The organism is Streptomyces sp. DSM 120436, from assembly GCF_055778765.1.
Window position 1 is genome coordinate 446,203 of sequence record NZ_JBSKBS010000001.1, and the last position, 16,757, is coordinate 462,959.

Consider the following 16,757-nt stretch of genomic DNA (forward strand, 5'->3'; position numbering starts at 1 on the left):
AAAGCCAACTCGCTCGCGAACCGGTTTGTCCGGGGGTCCGGCGGCTGGCCAGCGGTGTGCCCGAATATGCCCACACGGGCGCGCGAGGAAACGTTTTTGGAAAATTCTGGCGACTGGGGGGGTCCAGCCGCTAACGTGATCTCCGGGGGGAGAATTCCTTAGCGATAACCTTTTCGTTTCATGGGGCGTGGCACGATTACACCCCTGGCGCGAATCACAGGACATTACTCGACAGGGGTGGGGACTCATTGAACGAGGACGACTGCTACCCGTTGCTGCTCTCTCAGCGGGAACGCAACGTGGTTGAGCTGGACACTCAACAGACGGTAAGCAAGGCTGAATTCTCGAACGTCTTAAATCGGCACGAGCTGTCCGAGGACGATTTTCTCGCCGGGTTCCCCGACGACCTGGCCAAGGCGGTGCAGGCACTTCCGGACGAGGGCCCTCCCGCCCTCTGACGCCGAGCACCCCACCCGCATGACCTGCGCACTCGTTGATCGGAGAGACGCTCCGGCCACCGATGCGCGATGAACCATGGGCCGGCTCGCACACAACCGGCGGGCCGGCCCGCCATCAGACTTCCATCCACCTTTGACACCAGGAGCGCAGCAATTGTGCCGTCCTCGTCCTCAGCGGTGATCGAAACCGTTCTCGAACAATCCTCCCGAGTCTTGCAGACGTATGCGGTGGACCCCGGCCTCGTGGCCGAACACGCCAATGGTGAGCGCCGTATCACTCAGGGCGGGTACGGCGACCGTCAGCTTTTCGAGCTCGTCCAGAACGCGGCCGACGAAATCGCTGACGAACCGGGCGGGCGCGTCCACGTGGTCCTCACAGAGACCCACCTGTACTGCGCCAACGAGGGAAACCCGGTCACCCCAGAAGGGGCGGAGACCATCCTCCGGATGAGCATGTCGAAAAAGCGTGGCGGGCAGATCGGGCGCTTCGGAGTCGGTGTGAAGTCGGTCCTCGTGGTGACCGACGCGCCGGAATTCTTCAGCCGCACCGGAAGTTTCGGATTCGACCGCGCCTGGTCCTACGAGCAGATCAAGGCCGTGCCCGGTGTGACGGAGCGCTACGGCCCGGAGTTCGACGCCCCCGTCCTGCGGATGGCCCGTCCGCTCGACATGCGGGCCGAGCGCGCCTCCGATGCCGTGCTGGACAAGCTGTTGACCTGGGCGACCACAGTCGTCCGGCTCCCGCTGCTCCCGAAGGCCGACGACCGACTGGGCAAGGACATGCACGGCAACCGTGGCAAGGACCACGGCGAGCCGCGTGAGGAGTTCCCGGTCGGCTTCCAACTCTTCTCGCCGCACGTCGCCAAGGTCGTGCTGGAGGATCACCGTCCCAGGCCCATGGCGCGCCGGACCCTCACCTCCCAGCAGACCGGTGACCTGCACACCGTGACCGAGGAGCGGACGGGGAAGGCTCTCTCCACGGAGCGGTGGCGCGTGTTCACCACCACGCACGAGCCGGGACCCGCGGCCCGCGCGGACGCCGGAGAGCTGCACGACCGGGTCGCGCTCGACCTGTCCTGGGCCGTCCCCGCGCTGGAACGGGACGCCGAGAGCGGCCTGTACGTCAGCCCCCGCTCCCGTGGCCGCGGCAAGTTCTGGTCCTTCTTCCCCACCAAGTACGAGATGTCGCTCAGTGGCATCCTCAACGGGGCGTGGAAGACCAACGAGGACCGGCAGAACCTGCTCGACTCCTCCCCGTTCAATCAGGAAATGATCAAGGTGTCGGCGAAACTGGTCGTCGACTCCCTCCCCGCGCTCGCCCCGGCCGAGGACCCGGCCGCCTACCTCCCGCTGCTCCCCGGTCGCGTGAAGGAGTCGATCAGCTGGGCGGACGAGTTCCTGACCCGGGAGATCTGGGCCCGGACCGCAACCAGTCCCTCTCTGCCCGACCAGGACGGTGTCCTGCGCGCCCCCAAGCACCTGCGTGTCCACCCGCGGCTGGACAAGGACCTGAGGCAGCTCACGCGATGGCTGCGGATGTGGCACGAGTGCCCCGGGCGTCCTTCGGACTGGCTGCACCCGAGCGTGGAGGCCGACGCTCTGCGCTCCGGCAAGGTCGAGCACATCCTCGGTGCCGCCGGACACGAGCGGGCCGGGGTCCGTGACTGGCTGGAGGCCCTCGTCGCGAACGGCACCGCCGAGGCGTCGGCGGTGGCCGTCCGCATCCTGGCCGACATGATCGAGAAGCGCTCCCCCTTCGCCGACGAGGCCCGCAAGGCCCACATCGTGCTGACCGAGGAGCACGGGCTGGTCCCGCCGGTCCACGGCAAGGTGTTCCGCCGGGCCGAGCACCAGGACGGACTGCGCGAGTCCACGGTGTACGTCGTCGACGAGCTCGCCCAGGACCCGTCACTGGCGCACGCGCTCAACGTCCTCGGCATCCGCGAGGCCGACGTGGAGGGCCGGTTCGCCAGTGTCCTCGACCAGGGCTTCGACCACTACGGGGAGTCCGACTGGGAGCGTTTTTGGGAGCTGTTCCGTCAGGCCGGCATCCGTCGGCTGGCCCACAAGGTCCTGGAGCGCGTGCCCGATCCGCGCACGACCCTTCGGGTACGGACGGTCGACAAGCGCTTCCGGCCGGTCGCGGACTGCATGCTGCCCGGTGTCGTCGTCGACGCCGAGCGTGATCCGAGCGTCGCCGTCGACATGACGTTCCACTCCGACGACGTGTCCTTCTTCTCCTCGATCGGCCTGCGGGAGCGGCCGGCCGGCGGTGTGCAGCCGCAGGCCGACGAGGCCTGGTTCGAGGAGTACCGGGCAGCCGTCCACGCTTCCTACCTTCGTTCCCTGGACAGCCGTGCCCCGCGCCCCGCGCTGAACAGGATGAAGGTCGAGGGTGCCGCGATCGGTGGCCCCCTCCATCTCTTCCGCGACCTGTCCGAGGAGTCCCGCGCCGCCTTCCTGAAGGCGCTGCCCGATGACGCCGTGGTGGACAACTGGACGCGTCAGTTCGGCGCCCAGACCAGTACCCGGCAGGCGGTGATGTCCCCGATCCGATGGATGCTGCGCAAGCACGGCAGGGTCACCACCTCTCAGGGGATCAAGCCGCTGACGGAGGCCGTCGGCCCCCAGCTCGCCGCCTACCGCGATGTGCTGCCGGTCGCCGACATCTCCCCTGAGAAGGCCCGCAAGCTGCGACTGCCGATCACCGTCGACGAGGTCCCCGCCGACCGCTGGGACGCGCTCCTCGCCGAGGTGTCCCGCAGCGAGGACGACGCATTCGTCGGCACCACCTATGTGATGCTGACCCGGTTCGGGGCGGCTTTCCCCGAGGACTCCCTCACCCGCTGCCGGATCGGTGACACCTGGGACACCCGCCCGGACGACGAGATCACCCTCGCCGTCGGTGCCGCCGAGTACCGGGCCCTGCGGGCCGAGCAGCTCCCCGCCCTGCTCGTGCCGACCACCGAGGACGCCGAGCTGATGGTCGAGAAGTGGGGCATGCTCCGCTACGCCGACGTGATCAGTCGGGAGACCCGCGAGGTGCCCGAGGGCGACCCGGTTCCCCTCGTCGAGCTGTTCCCCGCGTTGCGGCAGCGACTGAGCAGCGGCAACCGGAACAGCATGGTGCAGCGGTGCACCGAGCTGGAGGAGGTCACCCGTACCCCCAACGGCACGCACGCCTCCCCCCTGGACGCCGTACGCCAGAACAGCACGGTCAAGATCCGCGTACCGCGTGAGCCCGAGTCCATGCTGCGGCTGATCGACCGCGAGCTCGGCCTCGGCCTGGGCGCGACCGGCTGTCGCGCGGTGCTGGAACATCAGGACCGCATGGCCAAGGACAGCGCCCTGAAGGCGGCACAGAAGGCCGTGCGCGACGCCGAGGACGTCGTGACCAAACTCGAGCTGCTGATCGGTGCGGACGCACTCAGGGCCGGCCTGCCCGAAGGACTGATGGACGCCGAGCTGCAGGCGACCGGCGGCGCGGAGCCGTCCGGGCGCCGCATCGCCCAGATGGCTTTCAACGCGCACGGCGACGGGGTGCTCCAACAGCACGCCCGGGACATCCAGGCGCGCTTCCCCAACGCACCGGTGGGGTACGGGGGCTCGTCGTCCGCCATCGCGTTCGTCTCCGACCTGCGCCTGCCAGTGACGTTCGCCGGTTCCAGAACTCCCTCACCGCCCTCCTCCGAGACGGTCGAGGGCCCCCGGGACTTCCCCAGGCTCCACACCTACCAGGAGGACCTGGTCCGGAACATCTCCACCCTGCTCGACCGGCTCGCCCCGCAGCGCGGCATGCTGTCCCTGCCCACGGGTGCCGGCAAGACGCGGGTCACCGCCGAGGCCGTGATCCGCTGGGTGAAGCGGGTCGGTGACCTCAAGGGCCCCTTGCTCTGGATCGCGCAGACCGAGGAACTGTGTGAGCAGGCCGTGCAGAGCTGGAAGTTCGTCTGGAGCAAGGTCGGCGCCGAGCGACCGCTGACGATCAGCCGGTTGTGGAGCAGCAACGAGGTCGGCAACGTCGTCGACCATCCACATCTGGTGGTCGCGACGGACGCGAAACTGGAGCGCTGCCTGGACACCGACCAGTACGCGTGGCTGCGTGAACCCGCGCTCGTGATCGTGGACGAGGCACACACCGCCATCTCCAAGCGCTACACGGAGATCCTCGGCCTGTTGGGCCTGACCCAGTACGAGACGCGTCGTCACCTGCTCGGTCTGACCGCCACGCCGTTCCGCAACACCAACGAGGACGAGACCCGCCGACTGATCACCCGCTTCGGCAACCGACGTCTCGACGAGGGCGTGTTCCCGTCCGGCGATCCGTACCGCGACCTGCAGGAGTGGGGCATGCTCGCCCAGGTCGAACACCGCACCCTCGAGGGAGGGCGGATCACCCTCGACCAGGACGAGAAGACCCACGCCGAGCGGATGGCGATGCTCTCTCGTGCGGCCGAGCAGCGGCTCGCCGACGACCACGCGCGCAGTCAGCGCATCGTGGAGTCCGTCGCCGCGCTGCCGTCGGACTGGCCGACGTTGCTCTTCGCCACGTCGGTCGACCACGCGAAGTACCTGGCCGCCATGCTCAACGACCAGGGTGTCCCGTCCGCGGCCGTGGACTCCACGACCAGTACCCAGGACCGTCGTGCGCGGATCGAGAACTTCAGGAACGGCCGCATCCGCGTGCTCACCAACTACGGTGTGCTCACCCAGGGCTTCGACGCCCCCGCCACCCGCGTCGTCGTCGTGGCACGACCGGTCTACAGCACCAACGTGTACCAGCAGATGATCGGCCGAGGGCTGCGTGGCCCGAAGAACGGTGGCAAGGACACCTGCCTGATCCTCAACGTCGACGACAACATCGCGAACTTCGACACCAAGCTGGCCTTCACCCAGTTCGAGCACCTCTGGAGCCGTACGTGACGGACGTCTACCTCGACAGCCCTCCGCTCACCGCCGAGCAACGGGCCGTCGTCGAGCAGCCCTGGGACGCCCGGGTCCTGGTCACCGCCGGGGCCGGCGCGGGGAAGACCCACACGCTGGTACGGCGGCTCGACGTCCTGTGCGGGCACGAGGACCCGGAGGAGGCGCTGGACGCCACCGACATCCTGGTGCTCACCTTCTCCCGGGCGGCGGCGCGTGAGCTGCGCGAGCGCATCAGCCGTCATGGGGACCGAGCCCGCCGGGTGCGCGCCCAGACCTTCGACGCCTGGGCGTACGGGGTGCTCGTCCAGGCACACCCGGATCGGGACTGGGCGACGTTCTCCTTCGACGAGCGGATCAGAGCGGCGACAGAGGCCGTCGAGGAGGGTGCGCTGGAACGCGGTGACTCGGTGCCTCCCTCGCACGTCGTGATCGACGAGGTGCAGGATCTGCTGGGCGATCGCCGAGAACTGGTGGAGTCCCTGCTCGATCGTTACCAGGACAGTTGCGGTTTCACGGTGGTCGGTGACGCGGCCCAGTCCGTGTACGGCTTCCAGATCGAGGACCCTGACGAACGCACCGCCGAGACCGGCCGCTTCTTCGAGTGGTTGCGCCGTTCGTACCCCGACGACCTGGTGGAACTGCATCTCACCGGGAACTTCCGGGCCGTCACTCCGGAGGCCCGGGTCGCCCTGTCGTACGGGCCACGCCTCCAGCGCGTCCGTGACACGGACGCGGCCGCCGCGATGTACGAGGAGCTGCGTGACCTGCTCCTGGACCCGGCGAACGGGCTGGGCGACCTCACCGACGAGTACACCCTGCAGGGCCTGCGGGACCTCGACGACACCTGCGCCGTCCTCACCCGTGACAACCGGCAGGCACTCGTGGTCTCCCGGCTGCTCCACGAGAAGGGCATCGACCATCGGTTGCGGCGCCCCCTGGAGGAGCGACCGGTGCCCTACTGGGTGGCCGAGCTGCTGCGCGGCACCGAGGCGACCGGTCTGACCGAGGACCGGTTCCGCTCCCTGCTCGAGCAGATCCCGCTTCCGTACACACCGAACGCGAACGCGCTGTGGACGGTACTGCGGCGCGTGACCCGCTCGCCCGGGCGCACCGCCCTGGACCTCGATCGGCTCCGCCGCCTGCTTTCCGACGGCCGGTTCCCCGACGAAGCGGCCGATCCGGAGACCGCGCGGATCGTCGTCTCCACCGTGCATCGGGCGAAAGGGTTGGAGTTCGACCGAGTGGTCCTCCTGACTCCGCCGACCGTCGCCGAGCTTCACAAGCAGTACGGCGACGAGGCCGATCTCCCCGCGGAGGCCCGCGCCCTGTACGTGGCGATGACCCGTGCCCGGCAGGACCTGTACCACGTCGACTCGCCCGAGTTGCCGATCATCAGGAGGGCAGGCAACCACAAGAACGGTCGTCGGTTCGTCGGTGGATGGAAGTCGTACGAAAGGTACGGCGTCGTGGCGGAGGCCGGTGACGTCTGCCGGGACACCCCTCCCGGCCGTGCGACCGACGCTGTGGAGACCCAGGCCCATCTTCTGCGGGAGGCCCGCCCCGGGGACGAGGTCCTGCTGTGCAAGCGCCACGATCTGCCGGCGGGCGATTCGCAGAGCCCTCCGTACGCGTTGCTCCACCAAGGACGTGAGATCGGCGAGGCGTCGGAGCGGTTCCGGGAGGACCTGTTCCGCGTGCAGAAGGTGAACCGGACGTGGGACCCATGGTGGCCCGACGAGATCCACGGCCTGCGGATCGACACCTTGGAGACGGTGACGGGCAGCGTCGCGGCCGGTGTCAACGCGGGCCTCGGCGACCGAGGCGTCTGGATCGCGCCGCGGATCACCGGCATCGGCATGTTCCGACGGACTGACGGCAGTAAGGAGCAGGGCGCATGACGCACGGGACAGGTCGGCACTCCGAGCACTATCGGGTGCGGGACGAAGAACTTCTCGCGGGACTGCGCAGGGAACTGTTCGGCCCCACCGAGGACGCGGCTCCGGAGGACCGGGCCGAGGTTCTCACCCAGGACGCGCCGATCGACCGTTATCTGACCGGGGTACTGTACCCGCGGGCCTCGAGGGAGCGAAGGGCCGAGAACGCAGCCGAGCAGGACGGGTTGGACGCCGCACCCGTTCTCGCCCGGGAGGATGCCGAGGAGTCCGGTGCCGCACAGGAGACGGCTGTCTCGGGCGACAAGCGGCCGTCCTCCATGGGACTGACCTTCGCGGTCGACCCGGCCATAAGCGACACGATCGTGGTCTCGGCGCGCGCGGCCGTCTATGAACCCACCGACGCGGACGGCAACCCGGTCCCGGCCCGCCGCGCCGAGGCGCGGACCGTCGCGGAACAGCGGGAACGGTGGCGACGCAAGGAACTGCAGTTGCCCGAGCAGACCGTCGACGTGACCGCCCCCACGCCGGGCGAGGTGATCGACCTCGTTCCGGACAAGGTCGCCCTGCATGTCATCGTCAGACGGCCCGATCCGGACACCGGCACGGTGACCGTCACGGTCACTCTGATCAACAGGCAGAAGGTCGGTGAGCGGGACCTTCAGGACGCCTTCGCCCTGTTCCAGTGCGGCCTGGTGGTGTGGGCCGGTGACGGCTCCAGCGCCTTCGTCGACCGCTCCGGAGCGACCTCGCACGATCCCGAGATCGCCACCAGTCGGTTGCTGCACCGCCATGCCCCGACCTTCGCCGTCGGCCACGGCTGCGCCGCCGCCTGGGACTGGGTTCCGGCACCGATCGGAGTGACCGACAACATCCCGGCCGCTGTCCCGGAGGTACGCAGCGAGTTCGTACCCAGCGTCGAGGTGCTGCTGACCGACTCCAATCCGGAGATCGACAGCTCCTCGTTGTCGATGCTGGGGTTGGCCGAGAAGCAGGACACCGAGATCCTGGCTGCCCTCGAAGGCCTGGCGACGGGTTATGAGGACTGGATCTCCCGTAAGTCGGCCGAGGCTCGTTCCCTGGCGGGTGGCTCTTACGAGCGGCCCGCCCTGGACCAGGTGGAGGCCTGTCGCGAGGCCCTCGGCCGGATCCGCGAGGGCATCGAGCTGTTGCGGACCAAGCCCGACCTGATGCGAGCGTTCCGGCTCGCCAACCGTGCCATGGCCGACCAGCGTGCGCGCAGCGCCTGGGTGAAGGGCGGACGCATCGGCAACCCCGACCCGTCCGCAGGCCGTTGGCGCCCCTTCCAGATCGCCTTCCTGCTGCTCTGTTTGGCCGGCATCGACGACCCCGAGCACGACGACCGGAAGATCTCCGATCTTCTCTGGTTCCCGACCGGTGGTGGCAAGACCGAGGCCTATCTCGGTCTGATCGCCCTGACGTCCTTCCTGCGCCGCATCCGCAAGGGCGTGAGCGGCGGCGGCGTCACGGTCCTCATGCGCTACACGTTGCGGCTGCTCACTCTGCAGCAGTTCGAACGTGCGGCCATCCTGCTCTGCGCCATGGAGCACATGAGGAGACATACGCCCGAGCTGGGCGACGAGCCGTTCTCCGTCGGCATGTGGGTGGGACGCTCGGCCACCCCCAACACTCTGGCCGAGGCCGCTGCCAGGCTGGACGAACTGCGCGCCGACCTCGACAAGCGTCTCGCCACCGAGAATCCCGTCCAGTTGCACGCCTGTCCCTGGTGCGGGACCAGGCTCGACGCCCGGGACTACGAGGTCGATGAGGATGTCAAACGGATGTTCGTTCGATGCCCCGGCGCGGATTGTGACTTCGCCGACGGCCTGCCCGTACACCTGATCGACGAGGCGGTGTACGACGCGCGCCCGACGTTGGTGATCGCCACCGTCGACAAGTTCGCCTCGATGCCGTGGCGTCCTGCGACCTCCGCGCTCTTCAACCGCGACAACCCGGATGACGACACCCCCCCTCCGGAGCTCATCGTCCAGGACGAGCTGCACCTGATCTCGGGTCCTCTGGGCACCCTCACCGGTCTCTACGAGACCGCTGTCGACGCGCTGGCCGACCGGCCGAAGGTGATCGCCTCCACGGCGACCATCCGCCGCGCCGCCGCTCAAGGCCTCCACCTCTTCGCTCGCGCGGTGCGGCAGTTCCCGCCGGCCGGACTGGACTCCCGCGACTCGTGGTTCGCGGTGGAGACTCCTCGCGAGGAGAAGGCGAGTCGTCGCTACGTCGGTCTCCTGGCCCCCGGCACCAGTCAGTCCACGCTTTTGATCCGTACCTACGCCACGTTGCTGCACCGAGCCATGCACGCGGACACCGACGACAAGGTGCGCGACGCCTACTGGAGCCTGATCGGGTACTTCAACAGCCTGCGGCTGCTCTCCGCGGCCGAGCTCCAGGTCCATGACGACGTAGTGGCCTACCTGGAGTTGCTCGGCGACCGCGAGGGCGTGGCCGTGCGCTCAGTGGCCAACTACTCGGAGCTGACCAGCCGGATCGACGCCAGCGAGATCCCCACGCGTCTGAAGGGCATCGAGAAGAGGCTCCCGGACGAGGACACAGTGGACGTCCTGCTGGCCACCAACATGATCGCGGTCGGTGTGGACGTCGACCGACTCGGGCTGATGGCCGTGATGGGTCAACCCCAGACGACCGCCGAATACATCCAGGCCACGAGCCGTGTGGGCCGTGCCCACCCCGGACTGGTCGCGGTCATGCTCAACTCGGCTCGTGCGCGCGACCGTTCGCACTACGAGAACTTCCAGCACTACCACTCGGCCCTCTATCGCGAGGTCGAGTCCACCTCCGTCACGCCGTTCTCCGCCCGAGCGCGCGAGCGCGGACTGCACGCGGTGATCGTCGCTCTGGCTCGCATCCTGATCCCGGAGGCCCGTCCGAACGAGGGCGCCGGACGGGTCGATTCCTACGAGCACATCCTTCGCGGGCGTATCAGGTCCCTGCTCCTGGAGCGCGTCCAAGCGGTCACTCCCTCGGAGGTCGCGGCCGTGGAACAGGGCTTCGACGAGTTCGTCGACCGGTGGTGCCAGGAGGCCGACATCCACAACGTGCTGCTGTTCGAACCGAAGCCGGGCAACCGTGCCCCTTCGCTCCTGAAGTCGTACGACGACTCCGAGGACCGTCAGGCGTGGCCCACCCTGTGGAGCCTGCGCGACGTCGACGCCGAGTCCGCCCTGTTCATGGAGGGAACCCGATGACCCCGCCCCCGAGCCGTCGCCGCCGGAGTGCGGCGGACGGCACCGCTCCGGCCCGCACCCTCCCCCGCCGTGGCACGGTCCGCCGGGCTCAGGTGATCAACACGTACGGAGTCGGGTCGCTCATCGCCGTCGACCACGAGTCCTTCGTCGTCTCGGGCCTGGACGAGGCCGACCGCAGCTGGCGCAGGAACGAGTCGCCCGTCATCCATGAACGACGACTGGCCCGGCTGCTCGACGTCGACTTCTTCCGACTTCCGCCGGCGTCCGACGGCGACAGCAAGGACGGCCTTCGGGTCCGCCGCTTCCCTCTGATGCACTCCTGCCCCGAGTGCAACGATCTGCAACCCCATCGGGACTTCGCCCCACCGGCCGGCAGAAGCGTCTGCGGCACGTGCGAGGTGGATCTCGTCCCCTCCCGCTTCGTCGTCGCCTGCGAGGCCGGGCACCTCGACGAGTTCCCTTACTGGCAGTGGGTGCACCGCTCGACCGACCGCGATTCCGCGAGGATCGGCCGGTGTGGCGGCAAACTCAGGATGCGCACGACCGGACGTACCTCGTCGTTGCGATCGATCGTCATCTCCTGCACCTGCGGTCAGGTGCCTGACGTCTCGATGGAGGGCTCCTTCCGCAGGAACGCGCTGAAGGACCTGCGTCTCACCTGCCGCGGTGCCCGTCCGTGGCTCGGTTCCTCCGCGACGGACCCGGCGGGGTGCGGACTCCCGTTGCGCACCCTGCAACGTGGTTCCTCCTCGGTGTGGCAGCCGGTGCTGAAGTCGGCGCTCTCCATCCCCCCGTGGAGCAGTGGCCGGGCCGATCCGCTCGCGGAACACTGGCCGGCTCTACGCCAGTTCACAGACCCCGAGCACATCCGGATCTACCTCCAGGGAGCGTTCCAGGGCAACTGTCCGCTCTCGCTGGACGAGGTCATGGCCCTGCTCGATGCGGAGCGCGAGGAGGATCCCGAGGCCGACAAGACACCCAGCTTCGACCACCGCTATCGCGCCCTCCGCAACAAGGAGTACGAGCGTCTGCGTTCGGGCAACGACGAGAGCGAACAGTCCCGTGACGAGCAGTTCGTCTGCGAGACCCCGCTCGGCGATCCGAGTGTGCTCCAACCGCTCGGGATCGCCGGCCCGATGCTGGTGAAGAAGCTTCGTGAGGTCCGAGCCCTGAAGGCGTTCACCCGTCTCGTCGACGCGGAGTCGACGACCGATCCGAAGGAGATGCCACTCTCCGAAAAGCCACTGCGCTGGCTGCCGGCCATGGAGGTTCGGGGCGAAGGCGTGTTCCTGCGCCTGGACGAGAGTCGCCTGGACACGTGGGAGAAAGCGCCGGCCGTGGCCGCCCGGGTCGAACGCATGCGGACCGCTCACCAACGGATGCTCGAACAGCGGGCCGACGACCCGAGTCGGGCGGTGTCCTCCCCTGCGACGCCCCGCATGGTGCTGCTGCACACCCTGGCCCATGTCCTCATCAACGAGTGGAGTCTGGAAGCCGGTTACCCGTCCGCCTCGTTGCGCGAACGCCTGTACGCCGCGGACGACATGGCCGGGATACTGATCTACACGGCGACGAGCGACTCCGCAGGGAGTCTCGGCGGCCTCGTCGCCCAGGGCGAACCGGAGCATCTGGCCATGACGGTGCGTTCGGCGATCCGACGGGCCGAGTGGTGCTCCTCCGACCCGCTCTGCATGGAGGCCGAGGCGGCCGGCTCGATCGGTACGAATCTCGCTGCCTGTCACGCGTGCGTGATGCTCCCGGAGACCAGCTGCGAGCACAACAACATCCTGCTGGACCGCGCATTGTTGGTCGGCGCACCGGATGAGCCCTCCCCGGGGTTCTTCCAGCAGGTGACGGCAGGCTGAATCGTTCGTCATCGTCGCCCGACCGACAGGGTCGCCTCGTAGCGGCTCTGAGCACGGTCGAGCACCTCGTCCGCGTCGCATCCGTGGGTCCGGAGCCAGCGGAGGAAGTCCGTGATGACGTCGATCACGGACTCCTCCGCCACCGCCCGGCCCACCCTGCCGAAACCGGGTTCATGGCTCCAGGTCGGTGGCCTCAACGTGGCATACATGTTCAACAGCGCCTCGGCTCGCGTCACCGAAGGGTCCACCGTGCCGCCGGCCGGTGACGTGAGACCGGTAGCCAGTTCGCACCACGTCACTTTGTGGTCGTCGTACAGCTGCACACCCCAGCGGTCGGTCAACGCGTCGACGAGTGCCATCCCCCGTCCGCCCTCCTCGTCGACCTCCGCGTCCACGAGGGTGGGCAGGGCCCGCGTGTCCGGGTCGTGCACCTCGACACGCAGTCGCGCGCCTTCCGCGGACAGTACGAGCGAGCCGGGAGTGCCGACGCCGACGTGCGTGACGATGTTGGACACGAGCTCGCTGACGCAGAGCTGCGCCGTGTCGACCAGATCGTCGAGTCCCCACGCCCCCAGGTGGAGCCGTACGGCACGGCGCAGGCGGGCGACTTCCTCGGGGTGCGCGGTGAAGCTCACGTCCCATGACCTTCGCGTGCCTCGATGTCCCTGGATCACGGCGACCTCTCCCATCACGTGCGTTCGTGGCGCGTTCCCGGAGCGTGACCGTTGATCACTCTCCGTCGCTCCGTGACTCCAGAATGATCCGATCTCATCCCGCCGTGCAATGTGCACGGCGGGATTCCCACTTCCGTGTGATTGGCATGCGGCCCTCTTGGCACGAGACTGAACTCTCGCTACGTACCGCAGGGTCGAGGGGAACGACATGGCCGGTTCACCGACGGCGCGCCGTCGGCGTCTGTCGATCGAGCTGAAGAAGCTCCGGGAGAAGAGCGCGCTGACCTGCGCTCAGGTCGGCCAGGCGCTGGACTGGAGCGGTTCCAAGGTCAACCGCATGGAGACGGGCAGCGGGCGGGTCCAGCCCTCGGACGTCGACGCGCTGTGCCGCTTCTACGGCACGAGCGACGAACTGCGCGAATTCCTCAAGTCCCTGGCCCGGGAGGCGAAGACGCGCGGGTGGTGGCAGGTGCACGGAGCGGGTGTGCCCGAGTGGTTCAACATCTACATCGGTCTGGAGCAGGACGCCTCCACGCTCCGCCAGTACCAGTGCGAGCTGCTGCCGGGACTGATGCAGACCGAGGCGTACGCCCGCGAACTGCACACGACCGGCGCCCACATGTCCGCCGAGGACATCGACCGGGCCGTACGCGTACGACTGGAACGACAGGAGATGTTGACGCGTCCCGACGCGCCCGAGGCCTGGTTCGTCGTGAACGAGGGGGCCGTGCGCAACGTCATCGGGGACCGGGAGATCATGCGGGAGCAGCTCGAGAAGGTCCTGGAGACGACCGGGTTGTCGAGCGTGACCCTGCAGGTGCTCCCCTTCGACTCGGGCACGTATCCCGCGACGGGCTCCTTCACCATGCTCGGCTTCCCTGCCCCGGAGGACCCGGACCTGGTGTACCGGGACGGCATCACGGACGCGGTCTACCTGGAGGGCGAGCATCATGTCCGGGAGTACACCCGGGCGTTCGACGGCCTGCGTGCGGCGGCCCTCAGTCCGCAGCGGTCCGCCCGGCTCATCCAGTCCGTCGTGAAGGAGTACTCGAAGTGACGACCGCAGCGCCGACCGACCGCTCCCTCGTCTGGCACACGTCCTCGTACAGCAACGGGGCGGGCGGTGAGTGCGTGGAGTGCGCGATCACCCCGACGCGCGCCCATGTACGGGACACCAAGAAGGTCGGCGGGCCGGTGATCACCGTGACGGGGTCCGTCTGGAGCGTCTTCCTTCAGATGCTCGGGAGGGGGTGATCGCGAAGCCTCTCTCGGAGGCACCGGCGCTCAGAGGTAGGCGACGAGAGGGGAAACGGGGCGATGGCCGGTCCGGACGGCACGTACCGTGAACGGCGGGCTCAGTCGCGGCGGCCCGAACCGATCCCGGCCAGCGCCGTCCCGAGAAGGACGTAGGCGGCGAGGGCCATGACCGGCATGTGCCCGCCCGCGCGGTCGATGTCATCGATGGAGTACCCGGAGAGCCCCGCCCAGACCAGCCCGCCGACGAGTACGAGCACGACGTTGCCGGTCTCACCCATCAGTCGCATGCCGGCCCACAGAAGGAGGGGCATGAGAGTCCAGGAAGCGACTGTGGTGAGCAGGAACTCGAAGAATCCGGAGAATATCGTGGCCTCGTCCGTCGCCGTACTGTCGCTCACCCAGGCGTAACCGGCGGACATCAGGGAGTGGCAGACCACGGTGGCGACGATGACGGTGACGGCGCCCTTGGCGATGCGTGTGTACGGCATGGCGGCGATCCTCGTTCCTCGCAGGCCGTGGGCCCCGGCACGGTGTGCCGGGGCCCACGGACGGTGTGCGGACGAGACCACGGGCGATCTGTCCGTCAGGGTCGGTTGCAGGGCGCGCTCCAGGGCCCGTGGAATGTACCTGAAGGAAACTGACTGCCAACAGGATTCCGGCCGCAGTCCGGGGAGCGGGTGGTGAGTGCGTGGAGTGCGCGATCACCCCGACGTGCGCCCATGGACGGGACAGCAAAACGGTCGACGGGCCGGTGGTCACCGTGACGCAATCCGCCTGGGGCGCCTTCCTCCAGGCGCTCAGGAAAGGATGACCGCGCCGCCTCTCCCGGAGGCGCCGGCGCTCGGAGGCAGGCGACGGACTACGCCTCCCTACCCCCCTCCCACTCCCCCGCCAGCAGCCCCAACACCACCTCGTCCATGAACTCCCCCAGCACCCACGCCGAGGAGCGGAGCACCCCCTCGCGGACGAAGCCGTTGCGTTCGGCGGCGCGGATCATGGCCTCGTTGTCCTCGAGGGTCTCGATCTGGAGGCGTTGCAGGCCTCGCACGGCGAAGGCGTAATAGCAGAGGGCCGCGACCACGTCCGTGCCGTAGCCCTTGCCGCGGGCGGCGGGGAGCAGGCCGATGCCGAGGTGGGCGTTGCGGTGGTGGGTGTCGATGCCCCACAGGTTCGCGGTGCCGATCAGGGTGCCGCCCTCGAGCTCCACCACGGAGAAGGGGGCGCGGTCCTCCGGAGGGTCGTCGACGGTGAGCCGGGGGTCCTTGGCCGTGACCGGCCGCCACGGGCCGCCCTCGGCGCGCGCGGCGTTGACCACGTCGTTGTAGAGCTCGGCCCGCAGGACCGGTAGGTCGTCCTCGTGCCGGTCCCGGAGGCCGACCCTGGTTCCCTTCAGCATGCGGCCCTTCCTATAGGGCCGGGTGGACGGGCGACAATCGATTTACGCGGTGCGCGGGGACCGGGTGGCGTGGTCGGCCCTGTTCTTGTGAAGCTGCCGTCACCCGTCATGCAGCGGAGTGTGACCGACTTCCGGGATCTGTGGTGGGGGCACGCAGGCTGACCCGGTTCTCGTACTCCCGGTGGGCCTCACGCTGAGCCGGGACAGCCGCGGCGCCGTCGAGGGTCTGGCAGAGGTCGAGGAGTCGGCGGTGGACCGCGGGCGCGGCGGCGATGGGGCGGCCTTCCGGGTACGCGGTGCGCACGGCGTCGGTCTTCCGGGCCGGGACGGCCGGGCGGCGTCCGCCTTTGTTGCCCCTCGCCTCTGCGGCGCGCGGTCCGTCGTACGTCAGCTCGCGCTGGAGGCCGCGTTGGAGTTGGCCGGCGGCGGCGAGGGTCGCACCGTGAACTTCACGGTGCACAGGAGTTCTCCGGTGCGCGGGGGGCGGGCGGTGAGGTCCATGGCGGAGAACGCGCCGTCGTGGATGTGCAGGGCGAGGCGGTTGTGGTGCAGCACGTCGAGCACGTCGAGAATGTGCTGGGTGCCGCGTACGAGGCGGAACATCTCGGAGACGTGCACGATGTCGCCCGGCCGCGCGTGCGTCAGCAGCTCGCCGGACTTCGGGCGCTCCAGCGGATGGAGGCGGCTGGAGGTGCCGGCCTCTTCCTCGAAGACGACCGGCTCGTTGACGTCGGCTTCGTTCGGAGCGAGGTTCTGACGGCCGGTCGACTGCTGGCCGGTCGGCACCCGCTGGTGGACCAGGTCGGCCACGCTCATCCTCGTTCCTGTCGGCGCATCGGACCCGAGGTGCCATCAGGCCTTGTCGTCAGCCGTCACCGGACCTGATGGGATCTAGGCCTTTGCCGGACTCCGAAGAGTCCGTTCATGGGAGGCGTGCCGCGCCTGTCGTCATTCGTGTCCGACGACACCGCGGACCGGTAGCAGCGGGCGACTGACATCGCTGGTGCGTCAATCACCATGGTCTTGGTGTTGGTCCTGGCGTGCTGC

Annotated in this window: 12 protein-coding genes; 8 read left to right on the forward strand and 4 right to left on the reverse strand. The window is 68.7% G+C overall.

What is annotated here, in order from left to right; genetic code table 11:
- The first annotated feature begins 248 nt into the window (after positions 1-248).
- The 5 genes from ACWH4W_RS02005 to drmB all read left to right on the forward strand — a co-directional run bounded on the left by ACWH4W_RS02005 (position 249) and on the right by drmB (position 12,383).
- The gene (locus ACWH4W_RS02005; RefSeq protein WP_473074136.1) at positions 249-458 is read left to right on the forward strand and encodes a hypothetical protein; all 210 of its coding nucleotides are present in this window, start codon (positions 249-251) and stop codon (positions 456-458) included.
- Between the two features lie 156 nt (positions 459-614).
- Positions 615-5,381: a DEAD/DEAH box helicase gene (locus ACWH4W_RS02010; RefSeq protein WP_473074137.1), complete on the forward strand. Its 4,767-nt coding sequence runs from the start codon at positions 615-617 to the stop codon at positions 5,379-5,381.
- Positions 5,378-7,282 carry a UvrD-helicase domain-containing protein gene (locus tag ACWH4W_RS02015; RefSeq protein WP_473074138.1) on the forward strand — a complete coding sequence of 635 codons (1,905 nt, stop codon included), beginning with the start codon at positions 5,378-5,380 and terminating at the stop codon, positions 7,280-7,282. The genes ACWH4W_RS02010 and ACWH4W_RS02015 overlap by 4 nt, the downstream gene beginning before the upstream one ends.
- Positions 7,279-10,518, forward strand: coding sequence for a helicase-related protein (locus ACWH4W_RS02020; protein ID WP_473074139.1), 3,240 nt, complete (start codon positions 7,279-7,281; stop codon positions 10,516-10,518). Before ACWH4W_RS02015 ends, ACWH4W_RS02020 begins: the two co-directional genes overlap by 4 nt.
- A complete protein-coding gene (drmB, locus tag ACWH4W_RS02025) occupies positions 10,515-12,383 on the forward strand; it encodes a DrmB family protein (RefSeq protein WP_473074140.1) in 1,869 nt (622 codons plus the stop codon). Before ACWH4W_RS02020 ends, drmB begins: the two co-directional genes overlap by 4 nt.
- Before the next feature lie 8 nt (positions 12,384-12,391).
- Here the strand turns inward: drmB and ACWH4W_RS02030 are convergent, their stop codons facing one another.
- The gene (locus tag ACWH4W_RS02030; protein WP_473074141.1) at positions 12,392-13,018 is read right to left on the reverse strand and encodes an ATP-binding protein; all 627 of its coding nucleotides are present in this window, start codon (positions 13,016-13,018) and stop codon (positions 12,392-12,394) included.
- Positions 13,019-13,265: 247 nt separating this feature from the next.
- Between ACWH4W_RS02030 and ACWH4W_RS02035 the strand changes: the two genes are divergently transcribed.
- Both ACWH4W_RS02035 and ACWH4W_RS02040 read left to right on the forward strand, forming a co-directional pair.
- On the forward strand, positions 13,266-14,114 hold the full coding sequence (locus tag ACWH4W_RS02035; protein ID WP_366253114.1) for a helix-turn-helix domain-containing protein: 849 nt from the start codon (positions 13,266-13,268) through the stop codon (positions 14,112-14,114).
- Positions 14,111-14,311 carry a DUF397 domain-containing protein gene (locus ACWH4W_RS02040; RefSeq protein ID WP_366253115.1) on the forward strand — a complete coding sequence of 67 codons (201 nt, stop codon included), beginning with the start codon at positions 14,111-14,113 and terminating at the stop codon, positions 14,309-14,311. The genes ACWH4W_RS02035 and ACWH4W_RS02040 overlap by 4 nt, the downstream gene beginning before the upstream one ends.
- 101 nt (positions 14,312-14,412) lie before the next feature.
- On the opposite strand, the gene ACWH4W_RS02045 is transcribed toward ACWH4W_RS02040, so the two are convergent.
- A complete protein-coding gene (locus ACWH4W_RS02045) occupies positions 14,413-14,802 on the reverse strand; it encodes a hypothetical protein (protein ID WP_473074142.1) in 390 nt (129 codons plus the stop codon).
- A 164-nt stretch (positions 14,803-14,966) separates the two neighbouring features.
- On the opposite strand from ACWH4W_RS02045, the gene ACWH4W_RS02050 reads away from it, so the two are divergent.
- On the forward strand, positions 14,967-15,125 hold the full coding sequence (locus tag ACWH4W_RS02050; protein WP_473077390.1) for a DUF397 domain-containing protein: 159 nt from the start codon (positions 14,967-14,969) through the stop codon (positions 15,123-15,125).
- A gap of 48 nt (positions 15,126-15,173) precedes the next feature.
- Here the strand turns inward: ACWH4W_RS02050 and ACWH4W_RS02055 are convergent, their stop codons facing one another.
- Positions 15,174-15,710 (reverse strand): GNAT family N-acetyltransferase, encoded by a 537-nt coding sequence (locus ACWH4W_RS02055; protein WP_473074143.1) that lies wholly within the window; start codon positions 15,708-15,710, stop codon positions 15,174-15,176.
- A gap of 387 nt (positions 15,711-16,097) precedes the next feature.
- On the reverse strand, positions 16,098-16,526 hold the full coding sequence (locus ACWH4W_RS02060; RefSeq protein ID WP_473074144.1) for a recombinase family protein: 429 nt from the start codon (positions 16,524-16,526) through the stop codon (positions 16,098-16,100).
- Between the last annotated feature and the right edge of the window lie 231 nt (positions 16,527-16,757).

Coding starts and splice junctions, on each gene's coding strand:
- ACWH4W_RS02020 (WP_473074139.1), top strand. CDS start 7,279: ATGACGCACGGGACAGGTCGGCACTCCGAGCACTATCGGGTGCGGGAC.
- drmB (WP_473074140.1), top strand. CDS start 10,515: ATGACCCCGCCCCCGAGCCGTCGCCGCCGGAGTGCGGCGGACGGCACC.
- ACWH4W_RS02035 (WP_366253114.1), top strand. CDS start 13,266: ATGGCCGGTTCACCGACGGCGCGCCGTCGGCGTCTGTCGATCGAGCTG.
- ACWH4W_RS02045 (WP_473074142.1), bottom strand. CDS start 14,802: ATGCCGTACACACGCATCGCCAAGGGCGCCGTCACCGTCATCGTCGCC.
- ACWH4W_RS02055 (WP_473074143.1), bottom strand. CDS start 15,710: ATGCTGAAGGGAACCAGGGTCGGCCTCCGGGACCGGCACGAGGACGAC.
- ACWH4W_RS02060 (WP_473074144.1), bottom strand. CDS start 16,526: ATGAGCGTGGCCGACCTGGTCCACCAGCGGGTGCCGACCGGCCAGCAG.